This window comes from Duganella sp. Root198D2, assembly GCF_001428585.1.
GTDB lineage: Bacteria > Pseudomonadota > Gammaproteobacteria > Burkholderiales > Burkholderiaceae_D > Rugamonas.
On the sequence record NZ_LMIC01000023.1, the window covers coordinates 235,179 to 257,507 of the forward strand.

Annotated in this window: 15 protein-coding genes and 1 pseudogene; 7 read left to right on the forward strand and 9 right to left on the reverse strand. The window is 66.0% G+C overall.

Annotation, left to right across the window (positions count from 1 at the left end):
• Window position 1: 1 nt before the first annotated feature.
• The 4 genes from ASE26_RS18725 to tssA are packed head-to-tail and all read left to right on the forward strand — an operon-like array spanning window position 2 to window position 6,564.
• Window positions 2–778 carry a DotU family type IV/VI secretion system protein gene (locus tag ASE26_RS18725; RefSeq protein ID WP_055923718.1) on the forward strand — a complete coding sequence of 259 codons (777 nt, stop codon included), beginning with the start codon at window positions 2–4 and terminating at the stop codon, window positions 776–778.
• Window positions 772–4,809 carry a type VI secretion system protein gene (locus ASE26_RS18730; RefSeq protein WP_057246722.1) on the forward strand — a complete coding sequence of 1,346 codons (4,038 nt, stop codon included), beginning with the start codon at window positions 772–774 and terminating at the stop codon, window positions 4,807–4,809. Before ASE26_RS18725 ends, ASE26_RS18730 begins: the two co-directional genes overlap by 7 nt.
• A 7-nt stretch (window positions 4,810–4,816) precedes the next feature.
• Window positions 4,817–5,467 (forward strand): formyltransferase family protein, encoded by a 651-nt coding sequence (locus ASE26_RS18735; protein ID WP_082591410.1) that lies wholly within the window; start codon window positions 4,817–4,819, stop codon window positions 5,465–5,467.
• A gap of 2 nt (window positions 5,468–5,469) precedes the next feature.
• Window positions 5,470–6,564 (forward strand): type VI secretion system protein TssA, encoded by a 1,095-nt coding sequence (gene tssA / locus ASE26_RS18740; protein ID WP_055923713.1) that lies wholly within the window; start codon window positions 5,470–5,472, stop codon window positions 6,562–6,564.
• A gap of 45 nt (window positions 6,565–6,609) precedes the next feature.
• Here tssA and ASE26_RS32095 read toward each other — a convergent pair.
• The 4 genes and pseudogenes from ASE26_RS32095 to ASE26_RS18760 all read right to left on the reverse strand — a co-directional run.
• Window positions 6,610–8,190 (reverse strand): annotated as a pseudogene (locus tag ASE26_RS32095) (DNA translocase FtsK); the annotation flags it as partial.
• Window positions 8,191–9,237: 1,047 nt separating this feature from the next.
• Window positions 9,238–9,843, reverse strand: coding sequence for a DUF3617 family protein (locus tag ASE26_RS18750; protein ID WP_057246724.1), 606 nt, complete (start codon window positions 9,841–9,843; stop codon window positions 9,238–9,240).
• Window positions 9,844–9,888: 45 nt separating this feature from the next.
• The gene (locus ASE26_RS18755) at window positions 9,889–10,263 is read right to left on the reverse strand and encodes a cupin domain-containing protein (RefSeq protein ID WP_057246725.1); all 375 of its coding nucleotides are present in this window, start codon (window positions 10,261–10,263) and stop codon (window positions 9,889–9,891) included.
• 4 nt (window positions 10,264–10,267) lie between these two features.
• Window positions 10,268–11,239, reverse strand: a complete 972-nt coding sequence (locus ASE26_RS18760) for a ribonuclease Z (protein WP_057246726.1) — start codon at window positions 11,237–11,239, stop codon at window positions 10,268–10,270.
• 173 nt (window positions 11,240–11,412) lie between these two features.
• Here ASE26_RS18760 and ASE26_RS18765 point away from each other — a divergent pair, with 173 nt between their 5' ends.
• The 3 genes from ASE26_RS18765 to lnt are packed head-to-tail and all read left to right on the forward strand — an operon-like array spanning window position 11,413 to window position 15,526.
• Window positions 11,413–12,492, forward strand: coding sequence for an SGNH/GDSL hydrolase family protein (locus ASE26_RS18765; protein ID WP_055923695.1), 1,080 nt, complete (start codon window positions 11,413–11,415; stop codon window positions 12,490–12,492).
• Window positions 12,489–13,118 carry a hypothetical protein gene (locus ASE26_RS18770; RefSeq protein ID WP_229207010.1) on the forward strand — a complete coding sequence of 210 codons (630 nt, stop codon included), beginning with the start codon at window positions 12,489–12,491 and terminating at the stop codon, window positions 13,116–13,118. The genes ASE26_RS18765 and ASE26_RS18770 overlap by 4 nt, the downstream gene beginning before the upstream one ends.
• Window positions 13,115–15,526 (forward strand): apolipoprotein N-acyltransferase, encoded by a 2,412-nt coding sequence (gene lnt / locus ASE26_RS18775; RefSeq protein ID WP_229208179.1) that lies wholly within the window; start codon window positions 13,115–13,117, stop codon window positions 15,524–15,526. Before ASE26_RS18770 ends, lnt begins: the two co-directional genes overlap by 4 nt.
• Window positions 15,527–15,537: 11 nt before the next feature.
• On the opposite strand, the gene ASE26_RS18780 is transcribed toward lnt, so the two are convergent.
• Genes ASE26_RS18780 through ASE26_RS18800 form a run of 5 tightly spaced genes read right to left on the reverse strand, consistent with a single transcriptional unit; the run spans window position 15,538 to window position 22,319 of the window.
• Window positions 15,538–15,816: an acylphosphatase gene (locus ASE26_RS18780; RefSeq protein WP_055923688.1), complete on the reverse strand. Its 279-nt coding sequence runs from the start codon at window positions 15,814–15,816 to the stop codon at window positions 15,538–15,540.
• Window positions 15,816–16,712 carry a diguanylate cyclase gene (locus ASE26_RS18785; RefSeq protein WP_055923684.1) on the reverse strand — a complete coding sequence of 299 codons (897 nt, stop codon included), beginning with the start codon at window positions 16,710–16,712 and terminating at the stop codon, window positions 15,816–15,818. The genes ASE26_RS18780 and ASE26_RS18785 overlap by 1 nt, the downstream gene beginning before the upstream one ends.
• Complete coding sequence (locus tag ASE26_RS18790) at window positions 16,709–20,164, reverse strand: hybrid sensor histidine kinase/response regulator (RefSeq protein WP_055923680.1); 3,456 nt, start codon at window positions 20,162–20,164, stop codon at window positions 16,709–16,711. The genes ASE26_RS18785 and ASE26_RS18790 overlap by 4 nt, the downstream gene beginning before the upstream one ends.
• On the reverse strand, window positions 20,158–21,522 hold the full coding sequence (locus tag ASE26_RS18795; protein WP_057246727.1) for an oxygenase MpaB family protein: 1,365 nt from the start codon (window positions 21,520–21,522) through the stop codon (window positions 20,158–20,160). Before ASE26_RS18795 ends, ASE26_RS18790 begins: the two co-directional genes overlap by 7 nt.
• A complete protein-coding gene (locus ASE26_RS18800; protein WP_055923673.1) occupies window positions 21,519–22,319 on the reverse strand; it encodes a carotenoid biosynthesis protein in 801 nt (266 codons plus the stop codon). Before ASE26_RS18800 ends, ASE26_RS18795 begins: the two co-directional genes overlap by 4 nt.
• Between the last annotated feature and the right edge of the window lie 10 nt (window positions 22,320–22,329).

Consider the following 22,329-nt stretch of genomic DNA (forward strand, 5'->3'; position numbering starts at 1 on the left):
CATGGCTACCCACGACACCAGTGCCGGCGGCGACGACTTTGCCTCGGCCCAGTTGCGCGCCTTCGTCGGCGTGCTGCAGCAGGAGGTGGCCGCTGCCGTGCGCCTGGGCGAAGCGGACGGCCGCGCCGGCGCCGATGCGCTGAGCCAGCGCCTTTGTGCCCTGATCGAGGAACAGGCGCGCGAGGCGGGCCGGGTCGCCGGCCGCAGCGGCGCCGACGCGGCGGCGCAGGCGCGCTACCTGAAGGCGGCCCTGGCCGACGAAGTGCTGCTGCACACCGATTGGGCCGGCCGCCAGTATTGGCAGCACGTGCTGCTGGAGGCGCTGCTGTTCCACAGCAGCCAGGCCGGCCAGCGCGTGTTTGCCGACATCGACCAGCTGCTGCGCGAGCGCGAGCCGGCCCAGCGCAGCCAGGCGCGCATGTTCCTGCACGTGCTGGCGCTCGGATTCCAGGGCAGCTATCGCGACGGACCGACCTTGGCCCCGCTGGCCGCTTACCGCCGCGAACTGTTCCAATTCGCCTACCAGCGTGCGCCGGGGCTGGGCGGGCGCGACGCGGTGCTGAGCGACCAGCCCTATGCCAGTACGCTGGCGCACCTGGGCACGCGGCGCCTGGCGAGCCTGAGCCGGCGCTACCTGGCGCTGGGACTGGTGCTGCTGATCCTGCTCGGCCTGTCCGAGGTGTTCTGGCTGTGGCAATCGTGGCCGGTGCGTGACGCGCTTGCGGCGCCGGCAGTTGCCTGGTCCGCCGCACCGGCGGCAAGGGGGCTGCCATGCTGAACTTCCTGTCCGATAACCTGGCCATCGTCAGCCTGCTGCTGGTGACGCTGCTGGTATTGGCCCTGCTGGCGGTGGTGGTCAGCGCCGCGCTGCGCGGGCCCGGCCAGCCTGCCGGCGCCGCCGTCGCAAAACTCGGCAGCGATTCGCTGCGCCAGTCTTTCCGCACCGCGCTCGAGCTGATCGAGGGCAGCCTTGCCACGCGTGCCGAACGTTACAAGCTATGCTGGACGCTGGTGCTGGATGAAGGCAGCGGCGCCGGGCTGCCGCTGGCGCAATCGGGCCTGCCCAGCGCACTCAGCGCCGACAGCAGCCAGCGCGCCGCAGCGCTCGGGGTAAGCTGGCATTTCTTCGACCAGGGCGTGGTGGCGCAGTTGCAGGCCAGCCAGCTCGGTTCTCCCGATCCGGACATTGCCGCCAATACCGGCATCTGGGACGACTTTATTGCGCTGTGCCGCAAGTACCGCCCGCAGCGGCCGTTCGACGCCATCGTCCTGGCCCTGCCTTGTTCGGCCCTGCTGGCCGGCGATGCGCAAGGCCAGCAGGAACTGGCCGCGCGCGCCAAGGCGATCCACCGCCGCCTGTGGCTGGCGCAAAACCGGCTGGCCCTGCGCTTCCCGCTGCACCTGGTCATCACCGAATGCGAGCAGGTGCCCGGCTTTGCCAGCTTTGCCGCCGCCTTGCCCGAGGTACTGCGCCGCTGCATGCTGGGCTGGGCCGCGCCGTATGAAGTAGTGGCGCCGTTCCGGGAAACATGGGTCGACGCCGCCATGGACCAGGTGACCGGCAGCGTAGCCGACGCCTGCGCCGAACTGTGTGCGCTGGAGGGCGGCGATGGCGGCAGCTCCGCCTATTTCCTGCTCCCGGCGCAGCTGGAACGCTTGCGTGCCGGCTTGAAGCTGTTCTGCGGGGAGCTGATGCGCCCCAGCGCCTACCATGAGCCGTTCCTGTTGCGCGGCATCTTCCTGAGCGGCGATTGCAGCGCGGCCATGCCGGCGGGCCAGGCCCGGGCGGCGGAGCAGGGCGGCACGGCGGCGCTGGAGCAGGCGCCGGGCATGCCGGCCTTCCTGCGCGATATCTTCGAGCGCAAGATCTTTCCTGAGATGGGCCTGCTGCGCGGCGCCTCGCGCCTGCGGCGACCGGCGCTGAGCCGTGCCGGCCAGCTTGCGCTGTGGGCGCTGCCGGCGGCGTGGAGCGTCGGGCTGGTGGTCGCCACCATCCAGCTGTCGCAGCAAGGCAGCGCGGCACACGAGTACCTGCAGCGCCAGGCGCTGGCCGATGGCGCCGCCGACACGCCCAGCGCGCAAGCCGGCCAGCAGCGCACAGTCGACGCCTTGCGCAGCCTGGAACAGCTGGGGGCGCGCCGTTTCTCCTCGGTCTTCATGCCCGGTTCCTGGTCCGTATTCGACGACCTGCATGTGCGGCTGCAGCGGCGCCTGGCCAGGGATTTTGCCGAACATGCTTTCGAACCGTTGCGCCGCGCAGCATTGGCGCAGGCTTCGGTCCTGACCGGCGTGCCGCGCGATCCTGCCGGACAGCTGATCCCTGGCGCGCAATGCAGCCTGCCGGCGCGCTGGAGCGAGTCGGCCGGATCGGCGCGCGCCCTCAACCTGGAAGACTTGCCGCAGTACCTTGGCCTGCTGCAGTACCTGGACCAGCTCGACCGGCTGGACGGCGCACTGCAGGCCCTGCGGCGGCTGCAGGATCCCGGCGCGCCGCCGGCCACCAGCGACGACCTGGCGCTGGCGGTGCGCGACCTGCTCGGCGTGCAGCTGCAAGGGCTGCCGCCGCGCACGGCAGCGATGTTTCGCGCCACCGCGCAGAAACTGCCGGCGCTGGACACTACAGTGATGCAGCAGGCCGCCTATTGCACGCTGAAGCTGGCCAGCCATGCGCTCTACCGGCGGTTGTTCGAGGGCAATGGCCTGCTGCGTGCCGAACAGGCAGTTGCGGCCAGCACGGCCGGCCTGCTGGAGACCGCGCCCCGCGCCCCCGAACTGGGGGGGCAGCTGCAGCTCTGGCTAGCGCTGCGGGGCGCCCTGGACGATGAAAAAGCCATGCTGGCCACGGCCAAGGGCGGCTGGATGCGCGAAGGCACAGTCAACCTGGGGGCCACCCACGATGCGCTGCTGGCGCGCATTTCCGGCAATGGGCTGCTCGGGCCGGAGCCGGCGCGCAAGTTGAAGGAACGGGCGGCGCAAGGCTTCGCGGCCTTCAAGACTGCATGGGACGGGCTGCTGGCGACCCCGCTGGCAATCGATGGCGGCAGCACCGGCCTGGCCTGGAGCGAGGGACACTGGGCTTTCACGCCGGAGCGCAAACTGCTGCACGAGACGGTATCGGCATTGCTGGCGCAGCCTTACATGAAAGAGGGCGCCGCTGCACGCTTGCCGGAGGTGCCGCCCGGCGCCACGCTGGCCTGGGACAAAGGCCAATTGGAACGCGCTGCCAGCATGGCCGAGGCGCGCAAAGCCTTTCAAGCCGGCAGCTATCTGCATTTGCCGGCCGCCTTGCAGCCCGCCAGCGCAGCCCTGGTCGACCTGGCGCTGGCCGAGAGCACGCATAATGCGCTGGCGCAGGCGGCCAGTATTGCCCCGGCAGCCTTGCCAGGCGCGGCCAGCGATGCCGAACGCGCGGCGGCGCTGCGCGTGCGCGCCTTCCTTGAGGAACTGGGTGCGCGCGCGGCGCTGGCCGAACTGGATGCGGCGCTGGCGCGCGACGCGCTGACCCGCCTGCAGCGCATGGACGACTACTTTACGGCGGCCGAAGTGTTCCAGCCGCGCGACCGCAGCTTCCTGTCGTGGAAAGGCGGTAAAGGACCGCTGGCCGACGCCTTTGCCGGCGGCGATGCAGGCGCCCTGCCGGACTACGTCGCGCAACAGCTGGAGTTCATCGAGGTGGCCGGCAAACAGGTGGAAGGCGTGCTGCCGCTGGCCGGCGCCACTGCAGCCGGTGCACCGGCGCTGGCGCGCTGGCAGGGTATCGCCGCCGACTTGCGGCGCTACCGCCTGAAAAGCCCGACCAGTTCGCTGATCGCACTGGAGCATTTCATCCTGCAGGGCGGCAGCGAGATCGAGGCCGGCAACTGCCTGGACAAGCTGGCAGGGCGCGCGACGCAGCGGCGCGGCGCCGACCTGTTCGCCGAACGCCTGGCCAGCCTGCAGGACGCTTTGCAAGCCCGCTGCCGCGAGCTGTCTGCCCACCAGTACAAGGTGGAATGGGAGCGCTTTGCCGACGCCTATAACCGCGACCTCGGCAAGCGCCTGCCGTTTTTGGCCTGGCCCGGCAGTGGCAGCGAGACTCCCGCTGCCGCCGTCGACGAGGTAGGGGCGGCGCTGCGCCAGTATGAACGGGTGCGCGCCGCAGGTGCACGCGCCGAGCGCGATCCCGGCGCGCCGGTGGCCAGTGCCGCGGTGCGCCAGGCGGACCTGCAATGGCGCCGCGTGCGCGAGGTGCTGGCGCCACTGTTCCCGGCGGAAGAAGGCCAGGCCGGCGGCCTGGATGTGACGGCGCAGTTCCGCGTCAACGTCGCGGCGGAGTCGGAAGGAAACAAGATCATCGAATGGAGCCTGGCGATCGGCGCCAATACGGTAAGGCAGGGCGAGGTGCGCGCCTTGCGCTGGGAGCCGGGCATGCCGGTGCTGCTGACCCTGCGCCTGGCGCGCGATGGCACCGTGGTCCCGAAGGCGGAAGCCGGCCATCCGAACATGACGGTGGAGGCGCGCACGGTCAGCTACCGCTTCGACGATCCGTGGGCCTTGTTCAGCCTTATCGGCGCCTACCGCGACGGCGACACCAGTGCCGGCGACGGCCGGGTTCCCTTGCTGCGTTTCGAATTCCCGCTGGCGCACAGCGAACCGGCCGCGCCTGATACACGCGCCCGCGTCTTCGTGCGCCTGCTGGTCAGCGCTCCGGGCAAGCGTGCGCCGCTGGCCTGGCCGCTGGCGTGGCCGACGCAGGCGCCCGCCTGGGATGAGCCGGCCCGGGCCAATGAAGCGCCGCGCCGCACGGCGCAGGCGGTCCTGGCCGAGTGAGGGCAGCATGGACATGACAAGGCCGGCCAGGATCGCGCTGTTCGGCAGCTTTTATCGCGGTTTTCATGTGCTGACCGAACTGCTCAAAGGCCCGGTCGGGCTGCAGGTAATGGTGGTGGGTGTTGCCACCGACGATGCCGGCGCCAGTTTTGTCAGCCCCGCGCGCCGCGTCTGGGCTTATCCACACAGCGCCTGCGAAGCGGCAATGGTGGAGACGTTGGCGGGTGCACATGGACTGCCGGTCTACAAAGGGCGCGTCAAGAGTGAACTTTTCTACCGTGAATATGAAGAGGAATGGCGCCCCGACCTGTGCATTGCCGCCACTTTCGGCCAGCGCATCGATGCCCGCCTGCGCAGTTTTCCCCGTTTCGGCTTCTTCAACCTGCATCCCTGCATCGACGACGGCTGGCCATCCGGCTATGCGGGCCCGAATCCCTTCCAGGCGCTGCTGGACGATGGTTCCGACCATGCCGTGATCGCCTTGCACGAGGTGGACGAAGGTTTCGATACCGGCCGGCTGGTGGCCCTGTCGGAGCGGATCTACTTTCCGCCCGCCGCTTCGGTGGTAGACCTGCACAAGTGCACCTCTCCGCTGGCGGCCAAATTCCTGGTGCAACAACTTGGCAAGCTGCTTGCCGTCACTTCCCTAAAGGCTTAGCGATGAAAGCGATCCCCGATTTCCTGGTCAGCGCCTCCGAACAGCAATTGCTGGACCAGTTGCTGGCGCCCGTGTCGCAAGACGCGCCATGCGGTCCACCGGCACGCGACGACTCCGCGTTTACCGAGATCCGCCTGCTGCGCGAAGAGGACGACCCGAGCCTGCCCATGGGCCATTGGGACCGGCCGCTGAAATACGCCGACTGGGACCAGGTGGCACAGCGCTGCGGCACGATGCTCGCCACGCGCTCAAAAGACTTGCAGCTTGCCGTCTGGCTGGCCGAAGCGTGGATGCGCCAGCGCGGCTTCGTCGGCTTGCTGCATGGCCTGCGTTTGCTGGATGCGCTGTTGCGCAGCTATTGGCCGGTGCTGCATCCCTTGATCGAGGACGACGGTGATTGCGATGCGCGGCTGGCGTCGCTGGAGTGGCTGAACGACTCGCTCAGCGTCAGCGTACGCGTCCAGGCGCCGTTGTTGATGCTGGAAGGCTTCAAGCCGCCGCGCGCTACGCTGGCCGACTGGGAACGCATGGCGACGGCGCGTGAAGCGGGCGCCGATGCGCCGGGCGGCGAACCGGTGGCGACCCGCGCCGATGTACTGGCCGCTGGTGCGGCGCAAGGTGCGCAAATGGCAGTCACGCGGGCCGCCGTTTTGCATAGCCTGGACTACCTGCACTCGATGTCGGCCATGCTGCACGATCAATTGCAGGAGCAGTCGCCCAAACTGGGCAAGCTGCAAGGCGCGCTGGAAGCCGTCCAGCGCGTGCTGCAGCAGTTGCAGCCGGAGCAGCGGGAAAGTGTCGCGGCAGCCGCCGCTGGGGAAGCGCCGCAAGCGCCGGCTGCTGAAACGGCGCCGGAACCAGCGCCAAAGCAGGAGCCGATCGTCGTCGGCCAATGGCGGGACCGCAACGAAGCCTATGTGACGCTGGATGCTTTGGCCGACTACCTGGTGGCGGTGGAACCGCACAGCCCAACGCCGTTCCTGTTGCGCCGTGCCGCCCGGTGGGGCCGCATGCCCCTGCCGGAAGTCCTGGCTGAAGTCATGCAGGAAGAAGGAGACCTGAATCGCCTGATGAACGTGATCGGCATCAAGTTCTAGTGCCGGCCCGAGCCGCGGCCGCACCAGCGTGCCGCAACCGCTTGCTCATTCCGCTGAGACAGGGAGCAGGATCTCGCGGCTGCCGTTGGTCGACATGGAGGAAAGGATGCCGGCTGCCTCCATGTCTTCCACCATGCGCGCTGCACGGTTGTATCCGATCCGCAACTGGCGCTGGATCGAAGAAATAGAGGCACGGCGGGTACGGATGACGAAGGCCACCGCTTCGTCGTAGAGCGGATCGGTTTCCCCGGCGCTGACGTCGCCGAGAAGGTCGGCTGCCGGCTCTTCGCTTGGCGTGCCGGCCAGGATCGCCTCCTCATATTCGGGTTCGCCAAACTGCTTCAGGTAGTCCACTACGCGGTGCACTTCTTCGTCGGATACGAAGGCGCCATGCACGCGCTGCGGGTAGCCGCTGCCTGGCGGCAGGAACAGCATGTCGCCGTGGCCCAGCAGGGTCTCGGCCCCCATCTGGTCAAGCACGGTGCGCGAGTCGATCTTGGACGACACCTGGAAGGCAACGCGGGTCGGGATATTGGCCTTGATCAGGCCCGTGATCACATCGACCGAAGGGCGCTGCGTCGCGAGGATCAGGTGGATGCCGGCTGCGCGGGCCTTCTGCGCCAGGCGCGCGATCAATTCTTCAATTTTTTTTCCGGCCACCATCATCAGGTCAGCCAGCTCGTCGATGACTACGACAATAGTCGGCAGCGTCGACAGCGGTTCCGGTGCGTCCGGTGTGAGCGAGAACGGATTCGTGATGTATTTCTCGGCCGCCTTGCCGTCGCGGATTTTCTGGTTGAAGCCGGCCAGGTTGCGCACACCCAGGGCGGACATCAGGCGGTAGCGCTTTTCCATTTCGGCGACACACCAGGTCAGCGCATTGGCCGCCAGCTTCATGTCGGTGACCACGGGCGCCAGCAGGTGCGGGATGCCGTCGTAGACCGATAGTTCCAGCATCTTCGGATCGATCATGATCAGGCGCACATCGGTTGGCGTGGCCTTGTACAGCAGGGATACGATCATGGCATTGATTGCCACCGATTTGCCGGAACCGGTGGTGCCCGCAACCAGCATGTGCGGCGCGCGCGCCAGGTCGGTGACCACCGGGGCGCCGGTGATGTCCTTGCCCATCGCCAGCGTGAGTTGCGAACGGGAGGCGCGGTAGGCATCCGATGCCAGGATCTCGGAGAGCTGGATCATGTGGCGGCGGGTGTTGGGCAGCTCGAGGCCCATGCAGGTCTTGCCGGGAATGGTCTCGACCACGCGCACCGAAGTCACGGCGAGCGCGCGCGACAGGTCCTTCACCAGCGCCACGATCTGCGCGCCGCGCACGCCCACCGCCGGCTCGATCTCGAAACGGGTGATGACAGGACCGGCGGAGGCGCCAAGTACGGTGACCGGGACCTTGAATTCCTTCAGGCGCTGTTCGATCAGACGGCCCGTCTCCTCCAGTTCGGTGGAGGACACTTCGAACCTGGCTTCGGAAAAGGCGTCCAGCAGGTCCAGTCCAGGAATTTCGATATCGAACTCCGACGCCGTGCAGTGCGCGGCCGGTTCGGCAGGCGGGGCTGGCGGAGCGGATGCCGGCGCGGGCTCTGGCGCGGCGGGAGGCGGGGCGAAAACCGTGATGGACGGTTCCAGCTGCTGCACGTTCGGCACAGCAACCAGCGGCACAGGCTCAATTTGAATGACTGGAGGGGACGGATGCCAGTCCAATCGCGGCGCAGCATCCGGCACAGGCGCAAACGGCGTGTATTCGACTTCGATCGGCTGCCCGGTGATGTGCGGCGCATGTTCCAGCGTGGACTGCACGCCTGCCATGTCGCTCAGCCAAGCCGGCTCGGGCATTGTAGCGGCAATCGTGCGCACTTCTATAGCTGTCTGCACCAGCTGTACTTGTACCATCGCCGCTTGCACGCCCGGCGCCAGCGGGGAAGCGGCCTTCATGGTGCGGACCGGCTCGGACGCCGGCGGCAGCTTCACGATCCTGATGGTTTGTGCCTGCTTGGGACGCGTCTCGGATTCTTCCCTGGCCCTGGCCCGGGCCAGCATTGCCGGGGTTGGGCGCAGGCTTTCGACTTCCGCCCATTCTTCGCTCGGACGGGGCGCAGCGGCGCGCGCCTTCTCCAGGGCATCCGCTCCGAAGAAGCGCGCCGGTGGTGCGTCCGGGGGAGCTTCCCACGCCGGACGTTTGTCGATAAAACGGTCGCTCGTGCGCTGCGGGGTAGCCGTCGCGGCAGTGACGGGGCCAGGTCTCGGCGCCGCACGCCGGTCCGGCCCGGCCGGGCGCTTGGTCAAGCGCGCGAGGCGGCTGCACCAAGCCAGGAATTCGAGGGCCCGATAGCCGAACAGCCAGGGAACGGCCACGATCCCCGTGGCGAGGACCAGGCCTATCCCGGCAGGACGGCTGAGCGAGGCGGCAATCGAGTTGGCCAGCAAAAAAAGCAGGGTGCCCAGGACCAGGCGAATGAAGCCTTGTCCAAGCAGGGTTGCCCTCTTCAGCACAAACACCTTCACCAGGCGCCAGACCAGGGGGAGGGTGCACAGCACGGACCAGCCAAACCACGACATCACTGCCATTCAAATCCTTCTTCTCAACTCAGGGGCGCCAAGCAGAAGTTTAACATGAGCAATGTTTACTGGCTTTCAAATGAAGCCCCGTCAATCCAACTTTTAGCCCTCCTGCTGCGGGGCCACGCTGCCGCAGTCGCTGCCTTTCCAGCGGGCGGTCACTTCCTGGGTGGCATGGAAGTCGCCCGCTTGCGGCACGGGGGCGCCATTCGGGCCGGTGACCTTGCCGTCGCCGACCATCTTGAAACGCCATTCCTTACTGTTGGCGACGATATATTCGCCGCTGCCGTTGTAGTTGTTCCCTTGTGGTCCCATGCAAGCGGCCTTGAATTTGGCGCCGGAACTGCTGGCCGAGATGATGTCCAGCTTGCAGCCCTGGGACGACTGTTCCATTTTGCGCTTGATGACTTCGGTGTCGACGCCCTTGGCCACCTGTGCCGGTGTCAGGCAGGTTTGGGTTCCGCCAGCGTTGCTGCCGTGACCCATCTGTTCCTGCATCTGCTTGCGTTGTTCCGGCGTCAGGCGCGCCATCATCTTTTCGCGGCCCTTGCGCATCGCTTCCTCGACGTTCTGGCCGTTGATCAGGGTGACGCGGGTTTCTTCCCACAGGCCCGGGGCCAGTTTGAGAGGGATCACCTCGGCGTGGCTAGTCAGGCAAACGGTGGCAAGGCCGGCAGTAAGGGCCAGTGCCCGGATAGTGAGTTTCATTCGATGCTCCTGTTGGGAAAAGGAGCGAATAATAGCAAAAAAACATCAGGATGCGTCGCCCGTGTTGCGCTCTACGATCACATAGTGCTTGCGAACCGGTTCGACAACCTCGAACACCCCCTTGAAACCGCCCGGTATCACCAGCGCGTCACCCGGTCCCGCTTCGGCGGCCCGGCCTTGCTCGTCAATCACGCGGCAGCGGCCTTCGAGGACATGGAAATACTCATCCTTGCCAGGTGCGAACTCTATGCGCCAGCTGCCTTTTTCGCAGGCCCAGATGCCGGCATGGACTTCGCCGCTGGCATTGGTGAAATGGTTCCAGGTGGTGCGCTGTGGATGCCCCTCCAGCCGGCGTTCTTCGCGCGGATGGTCGTATTCAGGTGCCGGGGATGCGGTGCGGAATTCGGTGATTGCTGTCATGGCGTTATTTTGCGCGCGGCGCTGGGGGCAGTTTCGCCAGGGCGCCGTTGCTCAGTTCATAGGTATTGAAATCCTGCGCCAGGAATAGCGTGCCGCTGTAATGCCGGCGCGCTTCGGCTGCCACCTCAGCCATGCCTTCCAGGCTGTCGTAGCGGGCGCTGAAATGGGTCAGGACCAGGTTCGGTATTTGCGCATCGGCGGCAAAGCTGGCGGTGCGCTGCACCGAGCTGTGCTGAGGGCCGGGACCGACTTTTTGCAGCACGGCCTCGGTGTAGGTAGCCTCGTGGACCAGCACGTCGGCATGCTGGCAAGCCTTGGCCAGCAGCGACGGCGTATCGTTGTCGCCGCCGATGACCGCGGTCGCCCGTTCGGTGTGCTGCGAGCGGTAGCGGGCTGCGGCCAGCACGGTACCGTCGTCCATTTGTACGTCCTTGCCATGCTGGAGCTGGCCCCAGGCCGGACCGGGCGGCACGCCGCGCGCGCGCAGCGCCTCACTATCAACCTTCCATGTAGTCTTTTCGAAGCTAAACTTGAAGCCGAAGCTGGGAGCGCGGTGCGAGAGCGGGAAGCGTTCGATCGTCAGCCCATCCTGCTGGTAGACCGACTGCTCGCTAGCCACGTCGATGTGGATGATCTCGAACGTCAGGAAGAGTTCGGTATGCAGCATGGTGGCATCGAGCCAGGCCTTGACCGGGGCCGGGGCGATCAGGATAAGCGGTTTCTTGCGGCCGTTCATGGATGCGCTTGCGAGCAGGCCCGGCAGCCCGTAGCTATGGTCGCCATGGATGTGGGTGACGCAGATCCCCGCCAGGTCATGCACGGTGAGCGGGATGCGCAGCAGCTGGTGCTGGGTGGCTTCGCCACAATCGACCAGCCACCAGTCGCGGTTCATTGTTGTATGTAAGGCCAGCGCAGTTACGTTACGCCGGATAGTTGGCACGCCGGATGAGGTGCCAAGGAAGGTCAGTTTCAGCATGCCATATTATGCCGCATCGGCGCCGGTTCGTGGCCAGCGCGCGACAAGCGCTAAGGCCTTCCAGGCCATTTGCTTGTCCCTGCGAGCCACGGGGTTGTTGCCGCGCAGGCCGGCGCTAAGATGAGTTGTTGGCTGGTCGATTCGAAAAATACTTCAATGATCGGAGACACTCTATGCAAACTCGCATCCGCAGTACGCTTTTGGCCGCAGTAGTCTTGTTTACCCTAGGGGGACAGGCAGCAGCAAACACCCTGACCCAAAACGTTTCCTGGACCATCGACCGTGCCGGCACGAGCACCAAGTACCGCGTTGTCGCTTATGGCGATTCAATTTATGCGGGATATAACGGCTCGATCACCAGCGCGGCCAAGTATTCAGCACCGACGGTTGATGCGGAATACCTGTCGGCAGCATGGAATGCCGATATCGAAAGCGTACGCCGCGCCAAATCCGGCGCCGTGGCCTCCGATGTCTACAACAATAAAATTGTCGCCGAGCGATCTTATATGCAGGCCAGCAATACGCGCGTGGTCACCTTCGAAATGTGCGGCAACGACGGGCTGCAGGCCCGCTCCGCCTTCAAGGGCCAGAGCGGTACCTGCGATGACTCGGTGCTGACGGCTGCCGAGAATAGCTGCAAGACCTACGTTGCCGCAGCCATGGACTACATCAATGCCAACGCCTATTCGGGCGTGAAGGTGAAGGTCATCTCGAACCTGCACTATCCGGGCTACACGGCCGACAATGTGCAGAGCTCCTGCAAGGATCCGAACACCGGCGCCACCGTCAATATGCAGCAGAAGTTCCTGCCTGCACTGGCCCGTATGAATTTCATGATGTGCGATACGGCGCGCCAGAAAGGCTTCCAGTGCGCTGACAACTTCGCCCAGTACATGGGCGCAGATTACGACAGCAATGGCGATGGCATTGCCGATTCCGACGCGCTGCGCTATGTGGCGGGTGAAAGCCAGGCCAGTTACGTCACGCGCATCACGTCGACCTTGCGTTCGACCCTGCGCGACGCCAATACGCACTTCGTGTCGGCGGGCAGCAGCTACGACTACATCCAGTCGGACGATACCCACCCGACTTACACCGGCAGCACTGTGACGGCAGGGCTGTTCGGCGGCACCACCGGCAGCGGGGCGCCTCGCTACACTTCCTTCAGTTCGGGCAAGAACCCGATCTGGAACCAGTTCGGGCATGAACGCATGGGGTGGGCGGTCTCGGTCTTCAACTCGCCAACGCCGTGAGTTCCTGGCGCCCCAGCCCGGGTTACCTGGCGGCGGCGCTGCTGCTGGCCGTTGGCGCGGCCAGCCTGGCTTTCTTTCTTTGGTACTTTGCGCGCGGTGACGCGGCAGCCGGGGCGGGCCAACCGCCGGCCCCGGCAAATGTGGCGGCTGCCGGACGACCAGCCTTGGCTGCCACAGCCGCGCCACCGGTTGCGCGCGAAGCGCCCCGGCGCCAAATGCAGCCTGCGCCTGAAGGCGATGCCGATCCAACGCGCGACTTGCGCAGTTACGTCATGCGGGGCGAGAAGCCGACCATGAATGAGGTCATCAAACGCTTGCACGAGCAGGGCGTGCATACCGGCCTGGGCGCGTTCAACCCGCCCGGCACGAACCCGCCGCTCGCAGGGCTGGCGGTACCGAAGGATTTCGCGCTGCCGCCGGGGTATGTGCGCCACCACCAGGTGACCGACGACGGCCAGAACATAGAGCCCATCTTGATGTTCGCCCCGGATTTCCAGCTCTACGATGCATCGAACCGGCCGCTCGAAATGCCGAAAGACCGCGTCGTTCCTCCTGAACTGGCGCCGCCCGGACTGCCTTTGCGGCGCATTGTGATTCCTCCCCCGATCGACAGCTCCGGAAAATGAAGATACTTGCCTGCATTCTCGCCAGTGCTGCGATGACTGCCCTGTATGCGCGCGGCGGCGCGGCCTGCGTGCTGGGTTTTGTGTTGCTCGTACCATGGCTGCGGGCGCTCGACGGACGCAGTTCGCTTAGCTGGACGTTGCTCTGCGCCTGGATCATGTCGCTGGCTTACACGGCAGCCGGCTTTGCGTGGTTCGGCGCGGCCTTTGGGCGCTATACGCAGATCGGGGAAGCGACCGGGTTCGCTTTGCTGCTGCTTGCCGCGCCGCTCTTCCAGCCGCAGTTCTTTGCTTATGCGCTGGCACGCTACGCGGCGCGGCGCTGGTACGGGCGAGCCGTGAGCGCGCTGGCGGCGGCCGCGGCCTGGGGCGCGACGGAATGGCTGGTGCCGCGCATGCTGGGCGATACGCTTGGTTATGGCCTGTATCCCTCGCGCTTGCTGCGGCAGGCGGCCGATGTGGGCGGGACGGCTGGCTTGACGTTTTTGCTCCTGCTTGCCAATGAGGGCGTGGCCGCCAGCCTGGCGCGCTATCGTGAGGGATGGCGCGCATTCGCCAGGCCGTTGGCGATGGCGGCGCTGGTTCCCGCAGTCCTCGCCGCCTACGGCGCGCTGGCGCTGTCGGGCAGCCCGGCAGCTGCAGGCAAGCCGCTTCGCATGGGCTTGATCCAGGCGGATATGGCGGATTACGAACGGCAGCGGCAGGAGAAGGGCACTTACGCGGTTGTGCGCGCAGTGCTGGACCGGCACTTCGCGATGGGTTACGACGCGGTCGCGCGCCAGCACGCGGAGGCGCTGCTGTGGTCCGAAACCGCCTATCCCACTACATTCGGCAAGCCCAAAAGCGCGGCGGGAGCGGAGTTCGACCGGGAGATCGGCGAATACGCCAATGCGGCAGCGGTGCCGCTGGTATTCGGCACCTACGACCGCGATGAGCGGGGCGAGTACAACGCCGCGGCTTTTGTGCAGCCCGGCCGCGGCCTGGTGGGCATGTACCGCAAGTCGCGGCTGTTCCCGTTCACCGAGTACCTGCCGCCATTGCTGGACCGCCCATCGGTACGAACCCTGCTGCCATGGGCCGGCAACTGGCTGCCCGGCAGCGGCGCGCGGGTCTTCCCTTTGCGTCTTGCCGACGGCCGCGAAATACCAGTGTTGCCCTTGATCTGCCGCGACGATGTCGATCCGGGCCTGGCCATCGCCGGCGCGCGGCTTGGCGGGCAGGTCATCTTCACGATGTCGAATGATTCCTGGTTCAGTGGCGACGGACCGGGGGCACGGCTGCACCAGGCGGCGGCAGCGTTCCGCAGCATTGAAACGCGCTTGCCGCAGTTTCGCGTGACGACCAACGGTTTCAGCGCCGCGATCGATGAATACGGCGAGGTGCTGGCCGGAACCGGCGTCGGCCAACCAGGTATCGTGATTGCCGACCTGCCGGTGCGCTCACCGGCGCCGACGCTGATGGTGCTGTGGGGCGACTGGGTCGGGCTGGCCTGCTGCGCGATGTTGCTGGTGCTGACCGTAAGGCCACTCAGCCAGTTGTGGCGGCCGCATGCTGAAGGAGCACGGGCGCGTGCGTCACGGCCGGCTTTTCCGGTGCGGCTGGCCGTGTTGCCGGCTGCGGCGCGCATCGTGGCGGGTGTTCTTCGCGTGACTTCACGTGCCGGCCTGCTGGCCATGTGTGCAGCCCTGCTGTTGAACGAGCCGCTGCGTACCAATACCCTGGCGCAGATGCGCATGTTTACCCTGTTCTTCCTGCTGCCGGAAGCGATAGCGTGGTGCGTGCTGATGGCATTTTCGGCGCGGGCTTCAATTGTCGACGGGCGGCTGGTGCTGGAACGCGGGGCGCAGAAGCTTGAACTCGCTTTGGCCGAGCTGGCTGCAGTTGAACCCTGGCGCTTGCCCGTGCCGGGCCCGGGCGTGACGCTGCGGCTGCGCTCTGGACGCTATTCGAACTTTGGCCTGGCGCTGCCGGACCCAGCCGCGTTCTCCGCTGGTCTGGCGGCCGCCGGCGGTCCCATGCCTGCCAAGCCGCGCCGCTGGCGCACGTTAGCGGCGCCGGGAACGCGGCTCGATCATCCGCTGGCCAAGTTCGTGCTGCTGCCGTTTGCGCTGGCGCTTCCGGCCTTCCACCTGCACCAGCACATTGCGTATGGCAGCGCACTGGGCGAATTCTACAGTTTTGGCCTGGCTGCCTACCTGGGCGCCTTTGGAATGTGGTGGGCAGCCTGGGCCATTGGAGTGGTACTGGGCGCTGCTTTGCTGCGTACGGTAATTGAATCGGTAACCCTGCTGGCGGAAGCGCTGCGGCCTGGAAATGCGCCTGGCATCCGGCACGGACTGGAGCGCGCAGGGCACTTCGCGCTCTACCTTGCCTTGCCGGGCTGGCTCCTGCTGCGGGTGTTCAGCGGCTAGGCGTTGGCGTACTAGAGCGTGGGACGGATATCGAAGGTGGCGCCCGGCGGCGCCGCTTCCGGGTCGTCCGCGACATGGACGTGGCTGACACGCGCAGCGCCCGGGCCACGGTGCGCCCATTCAATGATGGCTTTCACGGCGTCGGCTGGACCATGCACGCTGGCTTCCACGGCGCCGTTGGCGCGGTTGCGAACCCAGCCCGCCAGGCCGAGCGCGGTTGCCCGTTCCGCAAGCGCGTAGCGGTAGCCGACGCCTTGCACCAGACCTTCGATCATCAATCGCTTGGCCATCACATCCTCCAGTTGACGCGGTTGCGGCCGGCCTCCTTGGCGCGGTACAGGGCAGCATCGGCGGCATCGAACAGTGCCGGCGCCGTTTCCTGGCTTCCCGCGGGCAGGGTGGCGCCGCCGATACTGACGGTCAGGACCGGGCTGGCGATGGACTGCTGGTGGGGAATCAGGAGCTGTGCCACCGCTTCCCGGATGCCTTCCGCCACATACAAGGCTTGCGCGGCATCGGTTTCCGGCATCAGGACCACCAGTTCCTCGCCGCCGTAGCGGGCCGCTACATCGCATGGACGGCGCATGGCGCTGCGTGCGACGCGGGCCACGGCCCGCAGGGCGCGGTCGCCGGCCGGGTGACCGTAATGATCGTTGTACTGCTTAAAGCAGTCGATGTCCAGCAGCGCTACTGAAATCGTGTGCGCATGGCGTGAGGCGCGCTGCCATTCGCTTTCATAGACTTCATCGAAGCGGCGGCGGTTGGCCAGTTCGGTCAAGCCATCGATATGCGCCAGGTGTTCCAGCATGCGGCGCTGGCGCACCACTTCCAGGTGGGTGGCGACGCGCGCCATCACAACCGTGCTGTTGAAGGGCTTGGTGATGTAATCGGCGGCGCCCAGCTTGAGGCCGCGTGCCTCGTCCTCAGGCCGCCCCATGCCGGTGATGAAGATGACTTCAATCTGGGCGGTGGCAGGATCGGCGCGCAGGCGGCGCAATACTTCGTAGCCGTCCATGTCGGGCAACATCACGTCCAGCATCAGCAGGTCGGGCAGGTGGCGCTGCGCCCGCTCGATGGCCTGCTCGCCTGTCTTGGCGAGCAATACGACGTACTCCGGTTTCAGCAAGGTGGCGAGAACCTGGCGGTTGATTCCGTCATCATCCGCGATCAAGACCTTTTGGTTCATGCGTTCATTTCCATGTCGATGCCGAGTGCCTGCGCCAGTTCGGCCAGCGGTTTCAGGGCATCATGATATTCGATTTCATCCACCGCACGCTGGATGCGCGCCAGCAGGGCAGCGTGGGTGGAACCTGCGAGCAGGGCGCTCAATTCGGTCAGCAAGTCTTCGGCGCGGGCGTCGTCGGCGCGCAGGAAACCATCGAGTTCGCGCAGCAGGCGGCCAAAATCGGCGGCCTGGCTTGCGCCGGCGCCGGCTGCCGGCTGCAGGGCATTGGTAAAGCCGGCCAGGATGATTCCCAGCGTCTTGGCCATGTCTGCCGCCTCCCGGGTGCAGCGCTCGGGGCGCCCGTCGCGGATACCGGCTTCCACGATGTCGGAAAGCTGGGCGAGCCCGATGGCGCCAAGATAGGTGGCGCTTGACTTGAGGTTGTGGGCCAGGCGTTCCACCTGGGCCCAGTCGCCGTCGGCCAGCGCAGCAGTCAGCAAGGCAGGCCCGTCGCCATATTCGCTGCAGAAGCTGCGCATGCGTTTGGCAAGGATGGCGGGATCGCGGTCGGCGCGCGCCAGCGCGTACTGCCAGTCCACGCCTGCCAGCGGCGGATAGGCGACGGCGACCGGGTCCGCGCCGCTTTCAGCCGCCGGGGCACCGGGAATGGCGCGCCCCACCAGGCGCGACGGATCGATCCATTTCAGCATGGCGCGGAACAGCACGTCCGGGTCGATCGGTTTGGTGATATGGGCGTTCATGCCTGCTTCCAGGCTCTTGGCCTGGTCGTCCGGCATGGCGTGGGCAGTCATGGCCAGGATCGGCAGGTCGCGCAGCGCCGGGATGGCGCGGATCTGGCGGGTGGCGCTCAGTCCGTCGACCACCTGCATCTGCACGTCCATCAGCACCAGGTCGTAGTCGCCTTGCTGCACCATCTGCACAGCCTCGCCGCCGTGTACGGCAACATCGACGTGCACGCGTACGGTTTCCAGGAAATCGACCGCCACTTCACGGTTATTGGCATTATCTTCCACCAGCAGGACGCGGGCGCCGCGCAGCCTGGCCAGTTCCTCGGCCGGCACGCCGCGCTGCTCGCCCTGCAGGGAAGCGGGCTGTGCGATCTCCGGGCGCAGCACCTGCAGCAGGCTGTGATACAGCAGCGCCGGGCCGACCGGTTTGGTCAGGAATCCTTGCAGCGGCAGTTCGCCTTCTTCCTGCAGCACGGTTTCGCGGGTGCAGGCGCTGACCATCAGGATCGATGGCGGTGCGGCGAAGCGCGGGTCGGCATGAATGCGGTGGATGGTTTCAACGCCGTCCCATCCCGGCATCATGTAATCCATCAGCACCACCTGGTAAGGCATCCCGGTTTCGACGCCGCGCACCAGCATATTGAGGGACTGTTCGCCGGAGCTCGCGCTGTGCGCTGCCACGGCGAAGGTGCCGAGCATTTCCACCAGCGCTTCGCGCGCGGTGGCACTGTCGTCCACCACCAGGACGCGGGCCTGCTGCAGGCCCCCGGTCGGCGACGAAAGCGGCTCCGCACTCGCATCGCCGACGCCAAGTTTGACAGTGAAGCTGAAGCGGCTGCCGACGCCCGGCGTGCTGGAGACCTTGATGCTGCCGCCCATCAGTTCCACCAGCTGGCGGGAAATGCTCAGGCCCAGGCCCGTGCCGCCGTATTTGCGGGTGATCGAACTGTCCGCCTGGTTGAAGGACTGGAACAGGCGCGCAAGCTGCTCCTCGCTCATGCCGATGCCGGTATCGCTGACGCTGAATTGCAGCACCACGCCATCCGGCGAACGTTCGGCAGCCCTGACGGCGACCACGATCTCGCCGCGTTCGGTGAACTTGACCGCGTTGTTGGTCAGGTTGATCAACACCTGGCCCAGGCGCAGCGGATCGCCGACCAGTTTTTGCGGCACGCCGCGTTCGACGCGGAACACCAGCTCCACCTTGCGCGCATCGGTCTTGATGGCGGTCAGGGTGGACAGGTGGTCCAGCATTTCATCCAGGCTGAACGGCACCGCTTCCAAAGCCAGCTTGCCGGCCTCGATCTTGGAAAAGTCGAGGATGTCGTTGATGATGCCGAGCAGGTGCTCGCCCGCGCCGAGGATCTTGGCCAGGTAGTTGCGCTGTTTCGGACTGGGGTCGGTCATCAGCGCCAGGCGGCTCATGCCGATAATGGCATTCATCGGGGTGCGGATTTCGTGGCTCATATTGGCCAGGAAATCCGACTTCAGGCGGGTGGCCGCTTCGGCGCGCAGCATGGCATTCTGCATGGCCTTGGTGCGCAGGCCGAGGATGCGCATGAAGACTACCATGTCGAAGGCGTTGCCGAACTGGAGCGCGTGCATGGTCCAGAAGTTGGCTGCCAGCTTGCCGCTGATCACCTGGCTCAGGACGACGGACGACAGGAAGCTGACCGCCCAGCCCACCATGAAGTAGATGCCGACCGAATCGCCGGCGCGGGCGCGCTTGTAAGCGCCCGGCAAGCCAAGCAGCATCGGCAGCAGGCCAAGGGTGCTGACGATGATGACCAGGCCTTCGACGCTGATCACGTCGAGGCAATAGGCGACGGCGAACAGGGCGGCGAGCGCGGCGCCGGCCTTCATCAGGATCGAGAACGTGCGGTCGACGCCAGGGCGCGCCAGCGACTGTTCGACAAACAGGTAGCCGCCGCAGGACGCCATCAGCGCGAACAGGCCTCCGGCGTGCAGCGTCATCCAGACGTTGTCGCGCCAGATGTACTGGCTGCCAAGGCCGAAGAATTCGAAGGAGAACAGGGTGGTGCCGGCGATCAGCAGCGAATATTTGGCAAACAGCGGCTCGCGCAGGTTGGCCCACTGGGCCATGCTGTACAGCAGCAGGCAGAGGCTGAGGCCAATCAGTATCCCTTGCAGCATCTGCTCGGCAAGCGCCGAAGCGTGATATACCGCGGCTTTGGAAAAGTGGATCGGCAGGATCATCGAGCCGACGTTCTCAACGCGCAGCAGGACCACATGGTCGGCGCCGGGCGTCAGGCGCAGCGCCGCCGCCGGCGTGCGGCCGCCGCCGCCCGGGGCGACTACCGGCTGCAGGTTGCCGGTCACCGTGTGGCTGTGCAGCGCGCCATCGGTGGCGGCAAACACGTCGACCCGGTTGATCTGCGAATAATCGATGTTCAGCGTCCATTCGCCGCTGGCGTCGGCCGGTACGAATACGGGGATGCGGACCCAGATGACGGTGCCCTTGTTGACGCCCAGGGTGGCATACGCCGATTGCGGCTTCTTGAATCCGGAAACGGCGGCCAGCACTTCGGCCGCGCTCAGGGTGCCGCCCGGGTCTTTCAAAATCGTGGCTGCGGGCCAGGCGTCGTGCGAACCGGCTTGTTCGTCGAGCACCAGGGGTGCGGCCGGTGCGGTAGCCGTGGCGTCGGCCTGGCAAAGGGTTGTCGCCAGCGCCAGGAACAACGCCAGGAAAAAACGCGTCAGCATGGCTGCTGGTCTCCTGCCGGCTTGGCCGGGCCACGGCCGGCCAGGCGCGCTTCCAAAGCATTCATCCAGGCCGGAGCCTTGGGATCCTTGCCCCAGCCGCGCACGGCGTGGTCGACCTGGTTCAGGACCGCGGGCGGGAGTTTCAGGGGGCGGGTCTGGTCCATCAGGAATTTCACGGTGAACTGGTAGCCGAAGACGCGGGTAATCATGCGGCAGATCGAAAAGTTGGGGAACACCAGCCGCACCAGGGCGTCCACGCCGCGCACCGCGAGCATGCCGCTGATGAACAGGGCGCGCGACAGCAGGTTGACGCGCTGGTTGAGCGCCAGGTCGGCGCGGGCGGACTTGCCGCACAGGTAGCGGGTGAGCAGGACCGGGAACGGCTTCAGGATGCGCAGCGGGATCTGGTCCTGCATGGCCTTCATCAAGGCCGCACCAAGCTCCGGACGCGTATCGGGCAGGTAGGGCGACAGCCTGGCGCGGGCCTGGATTTCGTTGAAGCTGGCTTCGGCCTGCTGCATGGTCTGCGGCATCAGGCTGGACTCGATGCCGAGGATATGGCCGACCACATTCCAGGTGTGCAGGTAGGCTTCCTCATCCTGCTGCGGCAAGCCAAGGCCAAGCTTGCGCAGGCCGCGCAGGAAGATGTAATGGAAGGTGAGCAGGGTGTAGGCCAGTTCTTCCTGGTTGCAAGGCAGGCCGTCGGCCGCGACATCCCAGCCATGGTTATACAGCGTGTCGTGTACATTGCGGCAAGGCGCATCCATCGGCGCCACGGCGCCACCGCCATCCAGCACGGCGTCGGAAGGATTGCCGCGCAAGATCAGGTGACGGATGGTGGCGTGGATCAGGCGCACTTTGAGGATCTGCGCCACGCCGCCGCCTTCCGCGCTGGTCAGGCCGCCGTGCATCATGACCGGGAAGATCATGGCTGCAGTGGCGCGCACGCGGTAATCGGTGTGCGCCTCAAGCTGGCCGGCGACGTGCAGCACGCCCGCCAGGTCCGGCACCACATAGCATTCGGGCAGGCTGGCGCAGAACAGCAGGCTGCAGGACAGCATGCTCATGTCGAAGAACAGTTCTTCCGCGCGTGCAATGCGGGCGCCATCGGCCCATTCAGGCAGCCTGGAGCCGGCGGCGAGGAAGGCTTCCAGTGCCGAGGCAATCGGAGCCGGCGTGCTTTCCGGCGCGCGCCAATCGCCGATGATGGCGTTGCTTTGCCACTGGCCGAGCAGGCGATTGACGATTGCAATGGCGTCCCACTGGCTGCCGTCATGGCCATGCAGGATAGCCGCTATGGTGTCATCGGCGAGCGGATCGGCGCGCAGGGTAGGCGCTATCGCAACGGGTGCGTTCATTTTCCTTCCTTCCAGCGCATCCAGCCGCAAAGGCCGGTCAGGACTGGAATGCCCATGGCGAACAGCGCGATGGTGCGGGTCTCGATCGGATTGCCCTTGAGGGCCTGGAATACCATGCTGCCGCCGTAAATCAGCAGCGGCACCAGTGCGTAGAGCGGCGTAATGCGGCTGCTTGGAACCGACGGCTTCTTGCGCAACGTCAGGCGGAAGCCGTAAATGATCACGAATGCGACAGTCATCCAGCCGACAAAGCCCTGCAGGGTTTCGCCGAACCAGCCGCCATCGGTCCTGGTCATGATCCAGGCCTTGAGCGTGAATACCATATAGGGATCGGCGCCCAGGTCGTAGGCGGTGACGATCATGGCGCCAAGGAAGGCCATGATGAAGGTCATCAGGGTCGATGGCACGCCGTCGGTCGGCGTTTGCCAGACGATCAGGTTGGCGATCACATAAGCGACGTAGCACAGGGCGAACCACATCAGCGGAATGATGAAAGGCACGGAGCCGATTCTCGGGCCCAGCACCTCGGTGTAAGTGTACGAACCGAAGAACCAGCCATAACGTGCGCCCATCTCCTCGGCGAACCAGCCCACCACCAGGCCGATGACGACGAAGCGGAAAGCCGGCGCATGCCCGAGGAAATGGCTCGCGCTCGCCCAGCAGCAGGCAAACATCAGGATCGAACTGACGATCAGCAGCGTCGTCGTCTCACCCCAGCTGCGCGATGCAAGCGCGACCAGGAAGCCCGCCAGGAGAACGAGGGTGAGGCGGGGTAGTTGGTTCAGCAGCGACTTCATAAGTCTCCGG

Bases quoted from the DNA above. Each gene is read 5' to 3' on its own strand.
- lnt (WP_229208179.1), top strand. From the start codon at position 13,115: ATGAAGATACTTGCCTGCATTCTCGCCAGTGCTGCGATGACTGCCCTG.
- ASE26_RS18750 (WP_057246724.1), bottom strand. From the start codon at position 9,843: ATGAAACTCACTATCCGGGCACTGGCCCTTACTGCCGGCCTTGCCACC.
- ASE26_RS18795 (WP_057246727.1), bottom strand. From the start codon at position 21,522: ATGAACGCACCCGTTGCGATAGCGCCTACCCTGCGCGCCGATCCGCTC.
- ASE26_RS18790 (WP_055923680.1), bottom strand. From the start codon at position 20,164: ATGCTGACGCGTTTTTTCCTGGCGTTGTTCCTGGCGCTGGCGACAACC.
- tssA (WP_055923713.1), top strand. From the start codon at position 5,470: ATGAAAGCGATCCCCGATTTCCTGGTCAGCGCCTCCGAACAGCAATTG.
- ASE26_RS18730 (WP_057246722.1), top strand. From the start codon at position 772: ATGCTGAACTTCCTGTCCGATAACCTGGCCATCGTCAGCCTGCTGCTG.
- ASE26_RS18735 (WP_082591410.1), top strand. From the start codon at position 4,817: ATGGACATGACAAGGCCGGCCAGGATCGCGCTGTTCGGCAGCTTTTAT.
- ASE26_RS18765 (WP_055923695.1), top strand. From the start codon at position 11,413: ATGCAAACTCGCATCCGCAGTACGCTTTTGGCCGCAGTAGTCTTGTTT.
- ASE26_RS18725 (WP_055923718.1), top strand. From the start codon at position 2: ATGGCTACCCACGACACCAGTGCCGGCGGCGACGACTTTGCCTCGGCC.
- ASE26_RS18760 (WP_057246726.1), bottom strand. From the start codon at position 11,239: ATGCTGAAACTGACCTTCCTTGGCACCTCATCCGGCGTGCCAACTATC.
- ASE26_RS18800 (WP_055923673.1), bottom strand. From the start codon at position 22,319: ATGAAGTCGCTGCTGAACCAACTACCCCGCCTCACCCTCGTTCTCCTG.
- ASE26_RS18785 (WP_055923684.1), bottom strand. From the start codon at position 16,712: ATGAACCAAAAGGTCTTGATCGCGGATGATGACGGAATCAACCGCCAG.
- ASE26_RS18755 (WP_057246725.1), bottom strand. From the start codon at position 10,263: ATGACAGCAATCACCGAATTCCGCACCGCATCCCCGGCACCTGAATAC.
- ASE26_RS18780 (WP_055923688.1), bottom strand. From the start codon at position 15,816: ATGGCCAAGCGATTGATGATCGAAGGTCTGGTGCAAGGCGTCGGCTAC.